The sequence below is a fragment of the Lysobacter alkalisoli genome (assembly GCF_006547045.1).
GTDB classification, from domain to species: Bacteria; Pseudomonadota; Gammaproteobacteria; order Xanthomonadales; family Xanthomonadaceae; genus Marilutibacter; species Marilutibacter alkalisoli.
Genome location: NZ_CP041242.1, coordinates 2024362 through 2042268 on the forward strand (window position 1 = coordinate 2024362; position 17907 = coordinate 2042268).

2 protein-coding genes and 1 pseudogene are annotated in these 17907 nt (G+C 66.3%); 1 reads left to right on the top strand and 2 read right to left on the bottom strand.

Going from position 1 to position 17907, the window contains the following annotated elements; genetic code table 11:
• Nucleotides 1-365: 365 nt before the first annotated feature.
• Both FKV23_RS08745 and FKV23_RS08750 read right to left on the bottom strand, forming a co-directional pair.
• On the bottom strand, nt 366-623 hold the full coding sequence (locus FKV23_RS08745; RefSeq protein ID WP_141623510.1) for a hypothetical protein: 258 nt from the start codon (nt 621-623) through the stop codon (nt 366-368).
• Nucleotides 620-17095, bottom strand: a complete 16476-nt coding sequence (locus FKV23_RS08750; protein ID WP_167285124.1) for a putative Ig domain-containing protein — start codon at nt 17093-17095, stop codon at nt 620-622. Before FKV23_RS08750 ends, FKV23_RS08745 begins: the two co-directional genes overlap by 4 nt.
• Nucleotides 17096-17535: 440 nt before the next feature.
• Between FKV23_RS08750 and arsC the strand changes: the two are divergent.
• A pseudogene (gene arsC, locus FKV23_RS08755) lies at nt 17536-17888 on the top strand (arsenate reductase (glutaredoxin)).
• The last annotated feature ends 19 nt before the right edge of the window (nt 17889-17907 follow it).

Below are 17907 nucleotides of genomic sequence, written 5' to 3' on the forward strand. Positions count from 1 at the left end.
GCAGTCGAAGCGACAACCCAGAGCACGGACATCGCGGTGTCTGCGAGGAACCGTGCCCGCACGCTGCCGAACGCGCCCGAAAACAGGGCCGCAGGCCCCAACACCCCGCCGTTCGCAACCGAAATCGGCCGCGAACGGCCATAATTCCGGGCTACGGCCGGCAAAAAATACCGGCCGCAGGGAAGGATCGGGGTCAACCTGACAGCTGACAGGACACGCCCGAAAACGGGGCCGCAGGCCCCAACACCCCGCCGTTCGCAACCGAAATCGGCCGCGAACGGCCATAATTCCGGGCGACGGCCGGCAAATATGCCGGCCGCAGGGAAGGATCGGGGTCAACCTGACAGCTGACAGGACAGTGCCGGCTACTTCTCCAGGAAGACCTCGACGCTTACTGCGCCGGTCCTGCGATCAACTCGAGCTCGGCTAATCACCTTTGCGTCCAAAGGCTGCTCGGAAGGTATGTAAATCTCGAACAAGCCCTCGCTCTCAGCTTCGAACTTACCCAGCGTCCAATTGGCCTGATCCTCTTTAGACGGCTCCGGATATTCACTTAACGCCCGACGCGTAGCCTCCTTGGCGATTGGCTCCATTTCATCCAAGCTCAGCAACTTCTTCTTCACCACCATGGCTTCCACCCATTCAAGCTATCGCCGTTCGGCGTGAACATGCCTCGTTGACCCATCGAATTGAAAATGGCGCTCTGATTGCCGCCCATCGCACGGAGAACCGCTTGGTCACCAGGTGACGAGCGCAACACGCCAATTTCAAATCCTGGATGCGTGTGCGACGACCAGCGCCAACCTTGACCAGATAGCTGGGACGCCATCTCCGGATTGATCGGCACCGAGCCGACATCGCCTCGGAAAATTAGACGCCTACCGCCAGTCGAGAACATGGCGAACTCATCGCCGGTTGCCGCAGTCAATGCGGCCAGGTCTCTCTGCCCAAATCCCTTATGGGCAATCGTGCTGGAGCCGAATTCCGGCAATTGCTCAAGAACCGCCGCCTGGCGCGAATTAAGCGCGCCAAATCCTCGGGAGATGGCAGCCGGATTGCCGGTCGCTGCATTCGCGGCAATCGTTAGCTCACTGTTTGCAACACTTCGAGCATACGCGGTCGACACGCCGCGATCCACAGCACTGACCGAGCCAAGCGTCCGGACACCACTCGCAGCACCGTAGCCAAGCGTTGCCACGGTGCCCAGACCAGTGAAGACCGCCTTGGACCGTAGCGTCGCCGCCGTGACCGGGTCACCGGCCGCTTCATACTGGTCCGCCAGCTTGAATGGTGCTGCCAGTGCATCCACCGCATTGCCGATTTGCTGACCAACATAGCCGCGACCTGCGCGGGTATAGGCCGTATCAACGCCCAGCATGTAGGCGCCATTCGCCGTCCACGCGGCGCTGAACATCAGCCCCTTTCCGACCAGGTCGACCACCCCCGCAGTGGTAGCACCCAGCCGGTCATAGGACGAACGGGTATAGCCATTGTTCATGCCAACTTCGTACAAGCCGCTTCCCACAAAGTCACTGCCCAGCCGGCCGAGTGCCACGGCTGCCCCTATAGTCAGATCGTAAGCTCCCTCAATGACCCCGACGACTCCACCTCCGGTACGCTTCAGCCACGTTGGGGCTCCATGCTTGGCCTCCCACGCCGCATCAGCCTCGGCCACACTCATGTAACGGCCCGGCCCGCTGGTCCGGTTCAGGCTGCCCGCCGGGTAACTGTCCGCCACCCACCTGTTGTAGTCCGGGGCCAAGCGCTGGTGGCTGTCGCTCCAGTAGCGCACCAGGTCGGCCCGATTGCCGGTGGTCGGTGGGCCGGGCTGGTGATAGCGCTGCGCCCAGTCCCACATCGACATGTACCAGCGGTTCTGTCCTTCGTCCGCCGTGACCACCAGCGTGTCAAGCGTAGGCACATTCGGATCGTAGATCGGTCCGATCGCGTTGCTGCGGCGACGGTCGGCTGAGGCGGCCGATCCTGCTGTCGGAGACGGGCCGCTGCCCACCGGATCGGGGCCGAAGTCGCCGCTAGCATACGTTGTGGACACACCACCATTGACGCCACCCTGAGCCGTTGCGGCACCTCCTTGCCAGCGCTGCATTCTCCTGACCGCCGCATTCCCCAACGCATTGCCAAATGCATCGGCCGCAATGTTGCGGTAGTTGATGTCATCGCCGAACCCGAACGCCCGCCGCGTGTGCAAGCCCACCGTGCCGCCGATCAGGCCGTTGCCCATGTCCTTCCAGAATGAGCCGCTGCCACCGACGTCCGGGGTTGGGTTCAGTCCCATCGCATCACCCAGCTTGGTGCTGATCGCCGCACTGACCGCGCTGGCCGCCACGCTGCGCCAGCTGAAGCTGGCCTCCATCCCCAGCGCCCGACTGGCCGCGTAGCTGGTGACATTGCCGGTGACCGCAGTGGCCGCCGCCCGCGCCCAGGTGGCGTCGTTGAGCGTCTTGCCCAACGTGCCCAGCTGGCCGCCCTGGATCGCCGCGCCCAGGCCGGCCGTGGCCATGGCACTGGCGCCGGCCACGAAGGCGTTCCGCCAGTTGAAGCTGGTTACGCCCATGGCGCTGCCCACCGCCTGGCCGGCGACGCTGCCGGCAAAGGCGCCGACACCCGCGGACATGACCGCCGTGCCCGTCGTCATGACACCGCCACCGCCTGCGAACGCACTCACGCCCGCACTCCAGACCGATGTGCTGGCCGCTGTGCCACCGGCCGCGGCCGTGCTTCCGGCTGCCGCACCTCCGGCCGCCGCTCCACCACCTGTGCCGGCGCCCGCGCCCGCGGCCGCACCTGAAGCCGCGCCGGCGGTGTAGATGCTCACCACGATGATCACCACCACCATGATGACCATCGCCAACGTGCCGCAGTTGTTCTTCGGCGGCGGCGTGATGTACGGCAAGCCCGGCGCGGTGTTGCCGATCGCCTCGCTGGGGTTGTACGGCTTGAACGTGTTCGCGTCGTTGCTGCTGACCCGGGTGCTGGGGGCGTTCAGCTGGGTGCCCGCGGTCAGCGGGGTGTCCGGGTCGCCCAGGCCGTTGGCGTCGGCCAGCACGTACCACAGCTGCGGGGTGCCGTAGACGCGCTGCGCCAGGCCGCGCAACGTCTCCCCCGCCAGCACTGTCACCTTGCCGCCGCCGGCCTCGTAACGGCCGCTGCCGCCCAGGTCCTGCAGCTGCGTCTGATCGCCGCGGCTGCCGTAGCGGGTGCGGATCTGACCGCCCTCCTTCAGCTCCGCATGCTGCTGGCCACCGGCATGCACGAACAGGTAGTTCGGCTTCGGGTTGTTCGGCTGGTTCGGGTCGTCCTGGCGGAACACCCCGTCCTCGATCCGACCCTCGCGCCGCCGTTGCACCTGGCCGTCGCCGGTGTACGCGTAGTAGCGCATCCGGTCGTCGACGTTGTCGTAGTTGGTCTTCTCGCGCTGGCTCAGCAGCCGGCCCATGCCGTCGTAGCTGAGCGTGTTGGTCGTGGTCTTGTAGTCGGGGTTGCTGCTGCTGCCGGTGACCGTGCGCTCCTGGTAGCTGCCCCAGCCCTGCCAGGTGCTGGTGTAGGTGTGCGTCGCCCAGCCGATGTCATGGCCCCGGTAGCGGTAGCTCTGCAGCCGCCCCAGCACGTCGTAGCCGCTGCTGCCGTCGGCCTTGGTGTACAGCACCTCGCTGCGCAGATCCAGCACCCCCAGGTCGGTACGCTGGTTGCCCGACGGGCCCTCCAGCGGCGTGCCGAACGCCTGCCACCAGTCGCCGTCCGGGCGGCCCCGGGTCGTCTGGCTCACCAACCGCCCGTCGCCATCGAAGCTGAACTGCTCCGCGCCACTGAGCCAGCCGCCGATCTGCAGGTCCCAGTAGATCTCCTCGGCGCCCTCCCGGTAGCTCACCCGCCGGGTCGCGTCGCTGGCGAAGTAGCCGCGCGTCTCCACCAGCCGGCCCGCCACGTCGTAGGTGTACGCCTTCGATACGCCCCGGCCGCTGCCGCCCAGCTGCTCGCGGTGGAACTCCAGCACCTTCTGCCCGCGCAGGTCGTACGCGCTGCGGTACACGTAGCCGACGCCGTCGTGGTAGCGGAACCGCGAGACCTCACGGCCGGCGGCGTCGTAGTGCAGCTCGTACGACTCCAGCGACCCCGGGTCGTTCACCGCCGGCGTCTTGACCACGATCCGGCCGTTGACCAGCGCGCCGTTGTGGATCCGGATCCGGTTCTCCGCGTCGTAGCTGAACCACTGCTCCACCGTCTGGTACGGCGTGGATCCGCTCAGCGGCGCCTGCATCGGCTCCATCGCCGGTGCCGACAGCTCATCCTCGCCCTCCGGTGCCAGCGCCGCCCCCATCTGGAACGACTGCACCGACTGCGTCGACCACGGATCCACGTCGTCCCGCCACACCGTCAGCTTGAACTCGTCGTACACGCTCAGACCCGACGGGTCCTTCGCCGTCACCCGCACCGTGTACACCTGCTCCCCGGTGCTCCACGGCTGGCCGTGCAGACGACGCCCGTCGATCTGCAACCATGACGGCTGACCGCTCAGGGTGTAGGTCAGCGGGTTGTTGTCCGGGTCGGTAAAGGTATCGGCCGGGAAGGTGTAGTCGAAGTACATGCTCGTCGTCGCGAACTGGTCCGGCAGCGGCCGGTTCACCACCGGCGGCCGGTTCGGCGGCGGCGCCGACACCACGCTGATGGTGAACGTCTTCGGCGTCACCCCGCCGCGTTTGTCGTCGGCGGTGATCTTGACGTTGCTGTAGGTACCGGTCGTGGTCGGCGTGCCGCTGATCACCCGCGTGGTGACGTTGAACGACAGCCCCGGCGGCAGCCCCGTCGCCGTGTACGTCAACGGGTCGTTATTGGCGTCGGTGAATGCCGGCACCGTGTAGCTGAAGGGCTGCCCCTTGGTCGCGGTCTGGTTCGGGATCGTCGGCGCCGACGGCGCGGTGTTGGCCTGCACCGTCAGGGTGAAGCTCTTGATGGTCTTCCCACCGTTGCCGTCATCGGCGGTGATCTTGACCGTGAACGTCCCCGACGCGGTCGGCGTGCCGCTGATCCTGCGGCTGGTCCCACCGGGGTGTGACAGCCCCGCCGGCAGGCCGGTCACGGTATAGGTCAGGGTGTCGCCGTTGGCATCGGTAAAGGCCGGGAAGTCATAGCTCCACGCCAGCCCCGACTTGATGCTCTTGTTGGGCAGGCTCGGGGCCACCGGCGCCGCGTTGACGGCGAGAGTGAACGCGCCCTGCGCCGACGCGTTGCTCGGATCCTTGGCCACGATCCGCAGGCTGTAGCCGTACGCCACCCCATCCGGCATCGGGTACGGATAGTCATCCGCCGTCTGCCGCCACGACAGCGTGCCGGCCGTCCCGCTGATGGTCCCGTTGGAGGCGATGCTCAGGCCCACCCGGGAGGCGTTGACCCACTGCGCCGGCACCAGCCGCAGCTCCGGTTCGCCGTTCACGTACCGGTAGTGCTCGTAGTACTCCGGGACCAGCACCTGCAGGCTGTACGACAGCGGGTCGCTGTTGGGGTCGGTGAAGGCCCCCGACGGCAGCGCCCAGGACACCGATTGCCCGATCTGGGCGGTGCGGTTGGGCAGGCTGCCGGCCGTGTATTTGGGTGGATCGTTGACCACGCTGATCGTGAAGGTGGTGCTGCGCGTGGCCCCGTGCTCGTCCTGCACCGTCACCGTCACCACCCGGCTGCCCAGCGCGGTCGCCTTGCCGCTGAACTTGCGCGTGTCCTGGTCGAAGGTGATCCCCGTCGGCATCCCCGATGCCAAGTACGTCAGGCGGTCGCCGTTGGCGTCGGTGAAGGTGTTGGCCGGCACCGTGAACGACCAGTTCACGTTGCGGCTGACGTCCCTGTTTGCGATCGGATTGGACACCACCGGCGCCACGTTCGGGGTGCTGACCACGAACGACCTGTTGGCCGTGGCCGTGCCGTCGCTGGCCGTCACGGTGACCGTCCAGCTGCCCACCGGGCCTGGCGTGCCGCTGAGCTTGCGGGTGGCTTTGTTAAAACTCATCCATGAGGGAAGCGCAGCCTCATTGACCTGGTACGTCAATTCATCGCCGTTGGGATCGGTGAAGGCCGGAATCGTATAGCTCCACGACGTGCCCGCGGCCGCCGTCTGGTTCGGGATCGTGGGCGCCACCGGCGCCTTGTTGGACACCCGCAGGGTGAAGGTCGCCTCGACACTGCCCCCGCGACCGTCGCTGGCCTTGACCTTGACGGTGTAATCGCCCAGCGCCACGCCCGTGCTGCCGGTGATCTTTCCACTGCCGCTCAACGACAGCCCGCTGGGCAGGCCGCTGACCACGCTGTAGGTCAACGTGTCCTTGTTCACGTCGTTGAAATACGGCGCCAGGTCCAGGTTGGCCGCGATGTTGCGGCTGACCGTCTGCACCGGGATGGTGGCGACCGTCGGCGGCGTATTGGTCACGTTGAACGTGAAGGTGCCCGTGGCCGGCAGGCCCTGCGGATCGGAGGCGATGATCCGGGCACTGAAGCTGGTCTGGATGAGATTGGAAGGCGTGCCGCTGATCCGGCCCGTGCTGGAATTGATGCTCAGGCCGATGCTCGACAGGCTGACCCAGTTGCCTCCGACCAGGACCTGCGCGGCATAGGTCAGATCATCGCCATTGGGCTCGGTGAACGCGCCCGCCGGCAGGGCGAAATCGACCGCCGTGCCATGCTTGATGGTGCGGTTGGGCAGGCTGCCGTCGTTGTAGACGGGGGGCGCATTGACGAAGGTGTTCAGGTGCAGGGTGATGTCGCCGTCGGTGCCGACACCCGCCGCCCCGATGTTGTACTCGTCCGCCGCACTGACACGGTCGCGCGAGTCCACGCCCTTGATGCGGATGACGATCTTGCCGGGCGAAAGCTCCGACGGCACGGTCCCGCTGAAGGTGCGGTTGCCATCGAAATGGAGCCAGGCCGGAAGCGGAAGATAGTTCACCGAGTCGGGGATCGGAACATCGTCGTCGTCCCTGCTGATCATCTCCACCAGCGATGGCTGCAGGTGGACCTGGTCCTCATCCGGATCGGTGAACAGGTTGGCCGGCACGGTGAAACTGAAGCTGCGCCCGATGTCCAGGGAACGGTCCGCCAGGTTCACGCTCGTGTTGCGTACGGGCGGGTTGTCGGTGCCGATGCTGATCGAGACGTTGGCGGTCGCGCCCAGGCCCTCGGCGTCGCTGCCGCGGAGCTGGAAGCTCAGATTGCCGGCTTGCGCATTGCTGGTCGGCCGGCCATGCAGACGGATCGTGCCTGCGTCCTGGTCGACGCTGATGTTCAACCACTGCGGCAGCGTCGAGCCCGTCGGCCAGATCGGTTCGATGAAGACCTGGTCGCCTTCCGGGTCGTTGAACAACGTGCCGACCGGAACGGTGACATCGTAGTGGTCGTTGACGCGAGTCGGCGGGGCGGTCCAGTTCGTCGCCACCGGCGCCCGGTTCTGACGCACGGTGACCGACAGCGTGATCGTGGCCGACAACCCGTCCGGATCGGTGGCCGTGAAGGTGATCGTGTAGGCCGTGCCGTTGGCCACGGTAACCGGGACGTGCCCGGCCAGCTTCATCTGCGGTGTGGCCTGGTCGTCCAGGTACTGGAACGACAGCCAGGCCGGCTGCCCGCTGGCGGTCACCTGCAGGCGATCGCCATCGTTGTCCTTGAATATCTGGGACAGGTTGCGCGTCCAATCGAAGTCACGGCCGCGGATCGCTTCCTGGGCAATCAGCGACGAGACGACCTTCTGCGGCGCGGCATTGGGGGCCGTGGTGACCTGGAAGGTCTTTTCGACATAGGCCCCCTTCTCATCGGTGGCCCGCAACTTGAAGGAGAACGTGTCCGATGTCGTCGGCGTGCCCGTCAGGCGCACCACGGACGGATTGCCTGCATCGACCTGCAGCCAGGCCGGCAGGGCTGCGGCGTTGACGATGCTCAGGGTCAGGCGATCGCCGACGTCCAGATCGCGGAAGTAGTCCGTGACGACCAGTTCCTGGCTCCACATCTGGCCTGTCTTGGCGCGCAATTGCGCCGTGCCGGATTCCACCAGGACCGGTGCCGTGTTGGTCCGCACCTTGACCTTGAAAGTCGTGGACGCCGTATTGGCGGCATTGGCCGTCTCATGCGCGGTGAGTTTGACCGTGATGTCCTGGTCGGACGCACCCGAAGGCGGGTCGGCGATGAACACGATCTCACCGGTGGTGCTGTCGTGCAGGGCCCGCAGCCAGGTCGGCAGGGCGCTGCCATTGGCCTGCGACACCAGCAGCGTCAGGGGGTCCTGCTGGGCGTCCCGGAACACGTCGCTGAACAGGATCCGGAACTCGGACTTGACCCCCTTGCGGACCACCCGGTCCTCGGGCGTGGAGATGCTGACCGGCGCGGTGTTCTCGACCGGCACGGCCGCCACGTCCGGGCCGAAACCGGAGCGGGCCACCACGCGGCGGCGGTTACCGACCGCGTCGTATTCGTAGACCATGTCGAAGACCCGCTTGGCGCTGCCGGCCGACAGGTCGTCCTGGGTGACGCGCTCGACCCGGTTGTGGCTGTCGTAGAGGGTGCGGGTGATGGTGCGGGTCTGTTGCCCACTACCATCCGTGAAGATGACGTCCTCCACGGTGCGATTGCCGGCGGCGTCGTATTCGTAGCGGAATTTGTTGCCATTGCCCTCAACGACTTCCTTGATCCGGCCGTTGGCGTAGTAGCTGATGGACTTGCTGGCCGCCGCGGGCATGGCGAGACCGGAACCGCCCGCCGATGACTCCGCGGTCAGTTGCCCGGTCAATGCGTTGTAGGTGTAGTCGTAGTCGCGTCCGCTCAGGTTGTTGTGGTCGACGACGCGGCCGTGGATGTCGTAGTCCCAGGTCAGTTCGTTGACGCGGACGGTCTCACCGTCGCGATCGGTGAGCGTGGACGAGCCGGAAAACGCATTGCTCTCCCGGATCTTGTTGCCGGCCACGTCGTGGGCAAAGTCGAGCACCACGCCCATCGTTGTCTGGCTGCGCAGCAACAGGCTGCGGCTGTCGTAGTCGTACCGGGCAATGTAGCCCAGCGCATCCTCGACCCTCAGGCGATCGCCGTTCTGGTTCAAGGTGTACTGCTGGAGCAGTGTCTTGCCCCTCACCGCTCCGCTGGCATCGGGCAGGTAGTCGCCGATCGCGACGACCCGGTTCAGGCGATCGTATTCCTTGAACGTCAGGTACCCCATGGGGTCCTGGGCCATGCGCTGGTTGCCGAGGACGTCGTAGGCATGGCGGGTGGCATTGCCAAGCGCGTCCGTCGACTTCACCAGTTGGCCAGCGTTGTCGTACTCATTGGTACGGACGTTTCCATTGGCATCCCGCGTCGCCACCAGGCGCCCCAGGGCGTCGTAGTACCACTGGTTGACCGGATGCACCCAGGTGGACGCGCCGGACTCGGAGACGACCTTCACCAGCGGGCGCTCATCGCGCACGATCTGGTTGTAGTCGTTGTACTGGTAACGGGTCTGGTAACCGCGACCGTCGATGATCTCGATGGCGTTGCCCCAGCGATCCAGTCGCTGGGTCACCACGACGGGATCATTGGCCGCGTTGTAGGCCGGCATCCGCGTGATCACGGCACGTCCCAGCCGATCCGTGGTGTTCCAGGTCACCGCGTCCACGACCTGGGACTGACCGAGGTAGGCCTTGCTCGATTGGCGCACCTGGTGCCCGGCCAGGTTGTAGCCCAGGGTACGGGTGGCACCGCCCTCGTTGGAGGTCAGCAGGCGTCCGGCCGCATCGTATGCGTAGTCCAGCGAGCCGCCGAGTCCTGTCTGGGTCTTGCGCGTGATCTCGCCAAAGGCATTGTATTCAACGGCTTCGGACAGGTCCGCACTTCCCGTGCCGCCCGACACGGGTGTCCGGGTCTGGACATTGCCGACCTGCCGTCCGGTCTTGTCGTAGCTGTAGCGTCCATGGACGATCGTGTCGCGGCTCGTGGCGCTGCCTTCGAGCTGATACCAGACATGCACCAGGTTGTCGGCCGCATCGTAGGCCGAATAGACGAAATTGCCTTCGGCATCCTTGGACATGACCGCGCGCCCCTGGCGATCGTAACGGGTGACCTGGATCTGGTCGCGCGCGGTATCGGCCACTGGAGCGCTTTGGCCCGCCTTGAGACCGTTGGCATAGCGCCTGATCTGCACGACATTCCCGAAAGCGTCATAAGCCATCGCGGTGTACGGCGATACCTGCTGGTACAGTCCTGCCGTCGACAGGTCGTTGGCCGTCGATGCCTTCAGGCTGTTCTCCGCCGACGCCGTCAGCACGGCGCGCTCGGGCTCCTGCACGCTGATCGCGCGGCCCAGTGCGTCATACCGCGTGATGGTGGCGCCGGCATCGGTGGTCAGGCGGGTGACGCGACCCTCGCCGTCGTAGGCAAATGCCGTCTCGACACCGCGCACGCCGGCACTGCCGTCGGCACGCTGGTACCGCCTGACCGCAACCTCGCTGACCTTGCGGCCGAGCGCGTCGTACTCCCAGCGCATGATGCGGTCGTAGCCGGTGACGGCATCGCCCGGCGGCGGCGCGCTGGGCTGGGTGTCGACCGCCAACCCGTCCGTGTCGAGTGCCCGCGCATGCTCGATGGTCTCGACCACCTCCCCCGTTGCGTTGTACCGCGTGGCGGTCGCATATCCCTCCGCATCGACGGTGAGCACGTTGCGGCTCAAGGCGTCGTAGTAATGGAAGGTATCCGCCCAGCGGGCGCTGGACTGGCCCGCCGTACCTTCGAGCAGGACCGATTCCTTGACCACCTCGCCAAAGGCGCTGTAGGTGAACCGGGTGGTCGGTGTGCCGGTGAGCTTGCTGCCTGCGGCGTTGTAGTAGCTGACCTGCGACTGGACCACCTGGGCCTTGTTGCCGCGCGCGTCATAGCTCGTCGACAGGATCCTGTCGGACGTGGACGTGGTCAGTACGCCGCTCGTCTGCAGATGCGACAAGGTGAGGGCCTGGCCCGCGGACCAGCCACTCAGGGCGCCGGTATCGATCCGGGTGGCATGGCGCCGCAGGGTGACCTGTTCACCCAGCGCGTTGTAGCCGTATCCGGTGACATACCCCTCCTGGTCGACCTCGTAGGCAACCCGGCCGAGCTGGTCATGGACCTTGTAGCTGTAGTGGCCGCGCACGTCCTTCTGGACCACCGCCTGGCCCAAGGTGTTGTAGGTCACCTGGATGGTGGGCGCCTGGCCGGTGGCTTCGAGCTCGCCCGTCGTTTCATTGACTTTCCAGGCGTCCGGGAAGGTCGTGCGGATCTGGTGGCCCCGGTTGTCGTAGGCGTACTGGGTCGTGCGGGCCTCGGCGGTTCCCGCGTTCTCGGTTCGCGAAACGACATTGCCGAGTGCGTCGTACCCGATTTCGGTGGTCAGGCGACGCGACACCGTGGCCACATTGCCGGCGGCATTGACGGTGGCAACGCTGGCCTGCGGGCTGATTTCCCGGGTCTTGCGGCCGGCCGCGTCGTACTCGTAGTTCCAGACGTGGCCGTTGCGGTCGGTATACGCCACGACCTGGCCCGTACCGTCGTACGTATATTTTTCGACCTGGTCGAGGGCATCCGTACGCTGCTTCAGCCGGCCGGCGGCATCGTAGGTGAAACGGGTGCTGCGAACGGCTTCAGCCGGCTGTGCCTGCGACCAGGCGGCCATGCCGGCCTCGGTGGGCGTCCCGGCGGGCTTGGGCGCGCTATGGGCAATGGTCTCCACCACCCGTCCGGAAGCGTCGTAGCGCGACTCGGTTACCGCATTGGATGCACCGATTTCGAATCGCAAGCGCCCGGCCGTGTCGTAGACATAGCGCGTGCGGCGCATGACAGCATCGTCCCCGCTGGGGGGCAACAGGGCTGCCAGATCGCCAATGGTGTGCGTGGGATCGAAGGCCACCTCGACCCCGAAGCGGCGATCGGCCACCACCAGGCCGCCGGCGTCATAGACCCGCTCGCTGACCACGCCCTTGTCGGCGCTGCTGCGCTCGACCCGGTAGCGCTCGCGCCCGATCGTGTCATAGACAATGTATTGCGCACGCGCGGCACTGGCCTGCGGCGCCACCCGCGAAGCCAGGGTTGTGGCCTGGAACGTCCCCGCCGCCAGCGCTGCACGATCGGCAGCGCTCAGGCTCAGGGCCGTGGCATAGGCCCAGCTCTGTGTGGCCCGGCCCGCCAGGTCGTAGCGCTGTTCAAGCACCGCGCCATCTGCCTCGACCGTGAAGCGGACCCGGCCGACGGCATCGAGCACGACGTAACTGGTACGATCCCTGGCATTGTCGACAGTGAGAGCAGACGCCACGCTAGCGGGCGTTGCCGTACCGCCTTGCAGGGCTGAACGCAGACTGGTCAGCGACACCGCATTGGCATAGCGCCGCGTGCTGACCTGGCGGCCGGCCGCATCGTAGCCGACTTCGGTCACCGCACCCGCACCGTCGATCGACAGCTTCAGGCGGCCATCGGCATCATGGACGCGATACGACTGGATATCCTTGCCATGCTGGGTCGTCACGCGCCCCTGGATATCCGAGATCGTCGCTGCCAGCCCCAGTCCATCCAGATTGATGGCCTGGGCGTAACCTCGGGTTGCCACCACCCGCCCTTCGACGTCGTACCAGGTGCGGACCACGCCGCCGGCGCCGTCTACCCGGAATACCTCGCGATTGGCCTCGTCGTAACTGAAACGCGTGACCCGGCCCTCGGCATCGGTACGGCTGACGAGGTTGTCATTGCCGTCATAGGTGTAGGTCGTGGTCAGATTGAGCTTGCCCGCGCCCGGGTCGACGGTCTCGTTGGTCCGGCGCCCCAGCGCGTCATAGGCGTAGGCCAGCTTCGTCGCCGCGGCCGTGCCTGCGCCCTCGGTCACCGTCAGTTGGCGTCCCTGGGCATCCCAGGTGTAGACCGTCTTCAGCGCCAGGCCGGCCGCATCGCGCACCGTCTCGCGGAGCTGCCCCTTTCGGTCGTATCCAAAGGTCGTGCGAATGCCCGCGGAGTCGGTGACCGACACCTGCCGGCCCTGCCCGTCGTAGGCATAGGTCGTGGCCCGGTTGAGTCCGGCCGGATCCTCGATGCGCTTGAGCAGACGCCCCGTCGCGTCGTACCGGTAATCGACGCGACGTCCCGTTGCATCCACCGTACTGGCAAGCAAGCCCCGTACGTCATATTCGCTGACGCTCGTACCGCCATCGGCCGCCCGCGCTTCCAGGAGGTGGCCGTCCCTGTCGTACCGGTACTCGGTCGCATGCCCCAGGGCATCGACCACCTTCGATGTTTCCCCATGCCGGTTGCGGTGGGTGGTCAGCGTGACGCCTTCCGGCGTGGTGATCGCCATGCTCCGGGCTGCATCGTCATACGCATAGGTCGTAATCCGGCCGAGCGCATCGGTCTGGGTCAGCACGCGCCCAAACGCGTCATAGCCGATCGACTGTCCTTGCGTCCGGCCAGACACAACCTGGCTTTCGGTGACCTGCCGTCCAAGCCGGTCATATCCGAATGTCACCGTGTGTCCGCGTCCGTCGGTCGCGGAGGTCACACGCCCGAAGGCGTCATACGCCCAGCCCACGGTGCGACTCAAGCCACCTTGATCATCAACCTGGGCCGTGCGCAGGCCACGCCGATCGTATGCAAATCCGGTCGAAACACCACGGGCAACGTCGATCTGCTCGATGAGGTCGCCGAAAGCACTGTAGCGCCACTCCGTACGGTAGTTTTCGGCGTCAATACGCGCCTTCACCAGGCCGCGGCGGTCATAGGCCAGCGTCGTGCGGCTGTCCGTCGCGGCGACATACTGCAGTACCGACACTGCCGCACCCGCGCTGTCCCGGCTGCCCGGCACCCCGATCGTGATCCGCCCGGTATAGGCGATCGCTTCGCGAACCTCACCGAACGCTGTGTAGCGCGTCTCGGTCACCTCGCCTTCGGCATTGGCCACACCCTGTGCGTTGGCCACGCCCCGCACCGTGAACGTCAACCGCCCTACGGCGTCATAGAAGTACCAGGTCTTGTTGCCCTGAGCATCGACGCTTTCGATACGCTGTCCGCGCGCATCGTAGCTGTGGCGCATGCCGTACTGGGCATACACTGCATCCAGCTGCGCCTCGCTCATCCCGCTCAACAGGTGGGTCGCACCTTCGCCCCCCAGCTCACCGATCAGGTTGCCGAACACGTCATAGCGCAGGCGGCCTTCGCGCACTTCGCTGGTGCCCTGTGCGGCCTCGCTCCTCAGCAGCCGCCCCTGCACGTCGTAGCTGTAGCGGGTAACCGTGCCTTCCGGATTGACTTCGATCAGCAGGTTGCCAAGCGCATCGAAGCTGCGACGGGTCTCGCGCACCGCTCCGGCCTGGACCTGCGTTCGCAGCGCCGCCAGGCTTTCGTTGCCGGCCAGCCCGGTCAGTTGCCGCGCATAGGCGCGGACTGCCCGCTCGTTGCGGGCCTCGTCGAACACATACTCGGTCAGGTAGCCTTCGGCGTTCAGCTCGGCCACCCGGTTGCCACGACCGTCGTGGAAGATCCGGGTCACCTGGTCGTTGGCATGGCCGACCGGCCGCAGGTTGGCCAGGGTACCGGAGGCGCGCAGGCTCTGGCTGGTGGCCGTCGCATAGGCCACCGTCCGCACCACGCGGCCCGCCCGGTCATGGCTGTACTCGACCAGGTAACCTTCCGCGTCCAGGCGCGCGACCTCGCGCCCCGCGGCATCGTGGAAGTAACGCGTCACCCGAGCCGATGCCGCCGTGCCGGCGGCATCGGTCATACGCGTCTGTACCAGGCGTCCGGCACCGTCGTAGCTGTAGGTCGTAATCCCGCCTTCGGCGTCGACCGCGGTCAGCAACCGCCCCTGCGCGTCATAGGTAGCGGTGTTCCTGCGGTCATCCGCGTGCGTGGCCGGCTTGACTGCCTGGATGTCCGTCGGAACAACCTGTCCGCCAGCCAGCCAGCTGCTGGTATCCACCCGCGTTGCGTGGCCGGTCGTGGTCACTACCCGTCCCAGCCCATCGCGGCTGTAGACGGTGACCGCACCGGTCGCGTCGACTTCGCCGACCAGCCGCTCTTCCGCATCGTAGAAGTAGTACGTGCGCGCCCCGCTCGCATCTTCCCGGGCCCGCAGCCGACCGCCGTCGTCGTAGTAGCTCCGCGTGGTATGCGTCGTCGTCCCACCCGTCAGCGCCGACTCGATGGTCGACACCACCTGTCCTGCCGCATTGCGCACCTGCAACCGGAGCAGGTCGTTGCCACTGCCGTCGCCGGCCACGCCGCCCTCCACTGTCGCCGACACGGTCATCGCCGAGTCGACATAGCTCCAGACCGTCGTGCGCAACGTCGTTACCGGACCGGATCCGACCTGCTCGGTCACCACTTCCGACAACAGCCGCCCCATCCCGTCATAGGCATAGGCCGTGGTCTGGGCGGTATCGCGACCGTCATCCACCGTCGCCGTGGAGCTGCGTCGCTCGACTTGCTGGCGCAGCAATCCCTGGGCGTCGTAGACGTAGTCGGTGATCGAGGCGGCATCCTCCTCGATCCCGTTACCCGAGGTATCGACCCGGGCGTAGGCCACGGTCCGCGACAGCCGACCCTGCAGGTCGTACATGTTCTGCACCAGCGTGCTGCTGGCGCGCTGGGCGGGTGTCGCCCACGCCTCCAGCGCCGACAGCGTCGTACTGCCGCTGTAGCCCGCACCCAGGTACTGACGACTCTGCGCTATCTGCCCGATCCCGGATCCACTGCCGGCATACGACAGCTCGCGCACATCGCCGGTCGCACCGATCGCGAAGCGCAAGCGGTCCTGGGCATCGTAGACATAGCGCGTGGTCTGTCCGCCGGTCGGAGCCTGGGCGCTGTTCGCCCCATCCGGATCCAGACCGGTAAAGACCGTCTCGGAGGCCAACTGGTGGGTCGAGGTATAGGTCCGCTGTACCGCGCGGGCCGCACCGCCCTGCGACGGATCAACCACCTCCCACTGCCACAGCACATTGCCGTGAGCATCGTACTGGTAGTCGGTCCGGGCCAGCGTGGTCGAGCCCCGCGTCGTCTCGACCCGGGTCACGTTGCCGTCGGCGTCGTAGGTGTAGCTTGTCTTCGCCCTCAGGCCACCGGCCCCTGCCGGCAGATCGATATTGACCAGACGGCCATCGCCATCGCTGTCATAGGTCCAGGTCCGACCGCTGGAGTCGATCACGTTGGCGCGATGGTTTCCCGGATCGTAGGTAAAGCTCAGGGTCTGGCCGACACCGTCGCTGTCGTCGGCATTGCTGTCGCCCCGCGTCAGCGTGGCAATCCGGCCCTCGCTATCGTAGGTGTAGCTGATCAGGGTACCGTCGCTCTGGCGGACCTGAGTGATCCGCAGGCTGGTCGCATCGGCGTAGGTGTAGTCGGTCCGGAACAGGTAGCCGTCATTGTTGGCCGCCACGCTGGCGTCCCAGCTGTCGCGGTCGCCCGGCCTATCTTCCGGGGTCAGGTCGGTGATCACCGATGCCAGACGGCCGACACTGTCGTACCCGTAACTCACCTGACCACGAACGACGCCCGATTCGCGCGTGGACACCGTCGACAGCCGGCCGCTACCGTCGTAGCCGAATACCAGCGCATCGCCCGTCGCCGTGCCGTCCTCGGCCCGCACCTCCGATACCCGGCCATTGCCGTCGTACTGCACCGACCAGGTCACCGGCGCGGTCCCGTCGGACTTCATGTCACGGATCCGGGTCAGCCGCCCCAGCAGGATGGCGTCTGCATGATCTTCATAAATCTCGACGCGACGGGTACTGCCCTCCTGGTAGGACCACGCTCGATTGCTGCCGTCCCAGGTCAGCGTGTCATGGGCGCCCTCGCCTGCCGTGGATCGGTACAGGTTCGGAGCAACGTACTCGAAGTCCTGCGTGGAGCCGTCGCCCAAGTGGCGCCGGATCACGCTGCCAGCTTCGTTCAGAGCCCCGGACAGCAGCTCCACCCGACGCTCGAATCCGGTCATCCATGCGTCCTGGCCGACCTGGTCGATCCGTCCCTGGCTGTTGTAGGTCCGGACCTGGCCGATGGCCATGCCCCGGAACAACAGTTGCTCATCCTGCGCCTGCAGGATCAGGTTGCCGGTGGCAAGGTTCACGTACTGGCGGTCTGCCCCTGGCCAACCCGGCCATCGCCCAGCGGCCCCTGGGCCCAACGCCCATCGAACAGACCCAGTCCATTTCCCGTAAACACTGCTGACATTGCCGTACTCCATGGATATCCGACTCGGGCCGACGGTTCTCGTGGCCCATTCGATAGGGATATCTCCAGCGCATCGGAAGACGGTTTAGGGGGCTGATAGGGCCGCATGGCCCTGAAGGCCCGATTCGGGTTTCAGCATCCAGCTCGGCCATGAGCGACCACTGAGATCTCTATCGTCTCGCGGACAAAGGGATGCAACTGGCGCCCTGCGAGGACTATCGGACGACGCCGGAACGGTCCTCTGGCTGGGTGCAGGGCCGGGCATCGTCCTTGCCTTCCTTTCCCGCAAGGCCGGTATCCTGTGCCACAAAACCGTCCGAACCGGATTCCCGATCCATGTCCAAGCCCACCCTCTACCACAACCCGCGTTGCTCGAAATCGCGCGGTGCCCTCGCCCTGCTGCAGGAACGGGGCATCGATGCGCAGGTCGTGCCCTACCTCGAACAGCCCCGAGCATCGACGAACTGCGGCGCCTGCTAGGCATGCTGGGCCTGGCCCCGCGCGAACTGATGCGCAAGGGCGAAGCCGAATACGCCGAGCTCGGTCTCGATGATCCGTCTCTCGGCGACGATGCCCTGATCCAGGTGATGCACGCACACCCGCGCCTGATCGAGAGGCCGATCTTCATCAACGGCGATCGCGCCGTGGTCGGACGCCCGCCGGAGCGCGTGCTCGAACTGCTGGAATGACGCCTCGTCCGACGGCGCT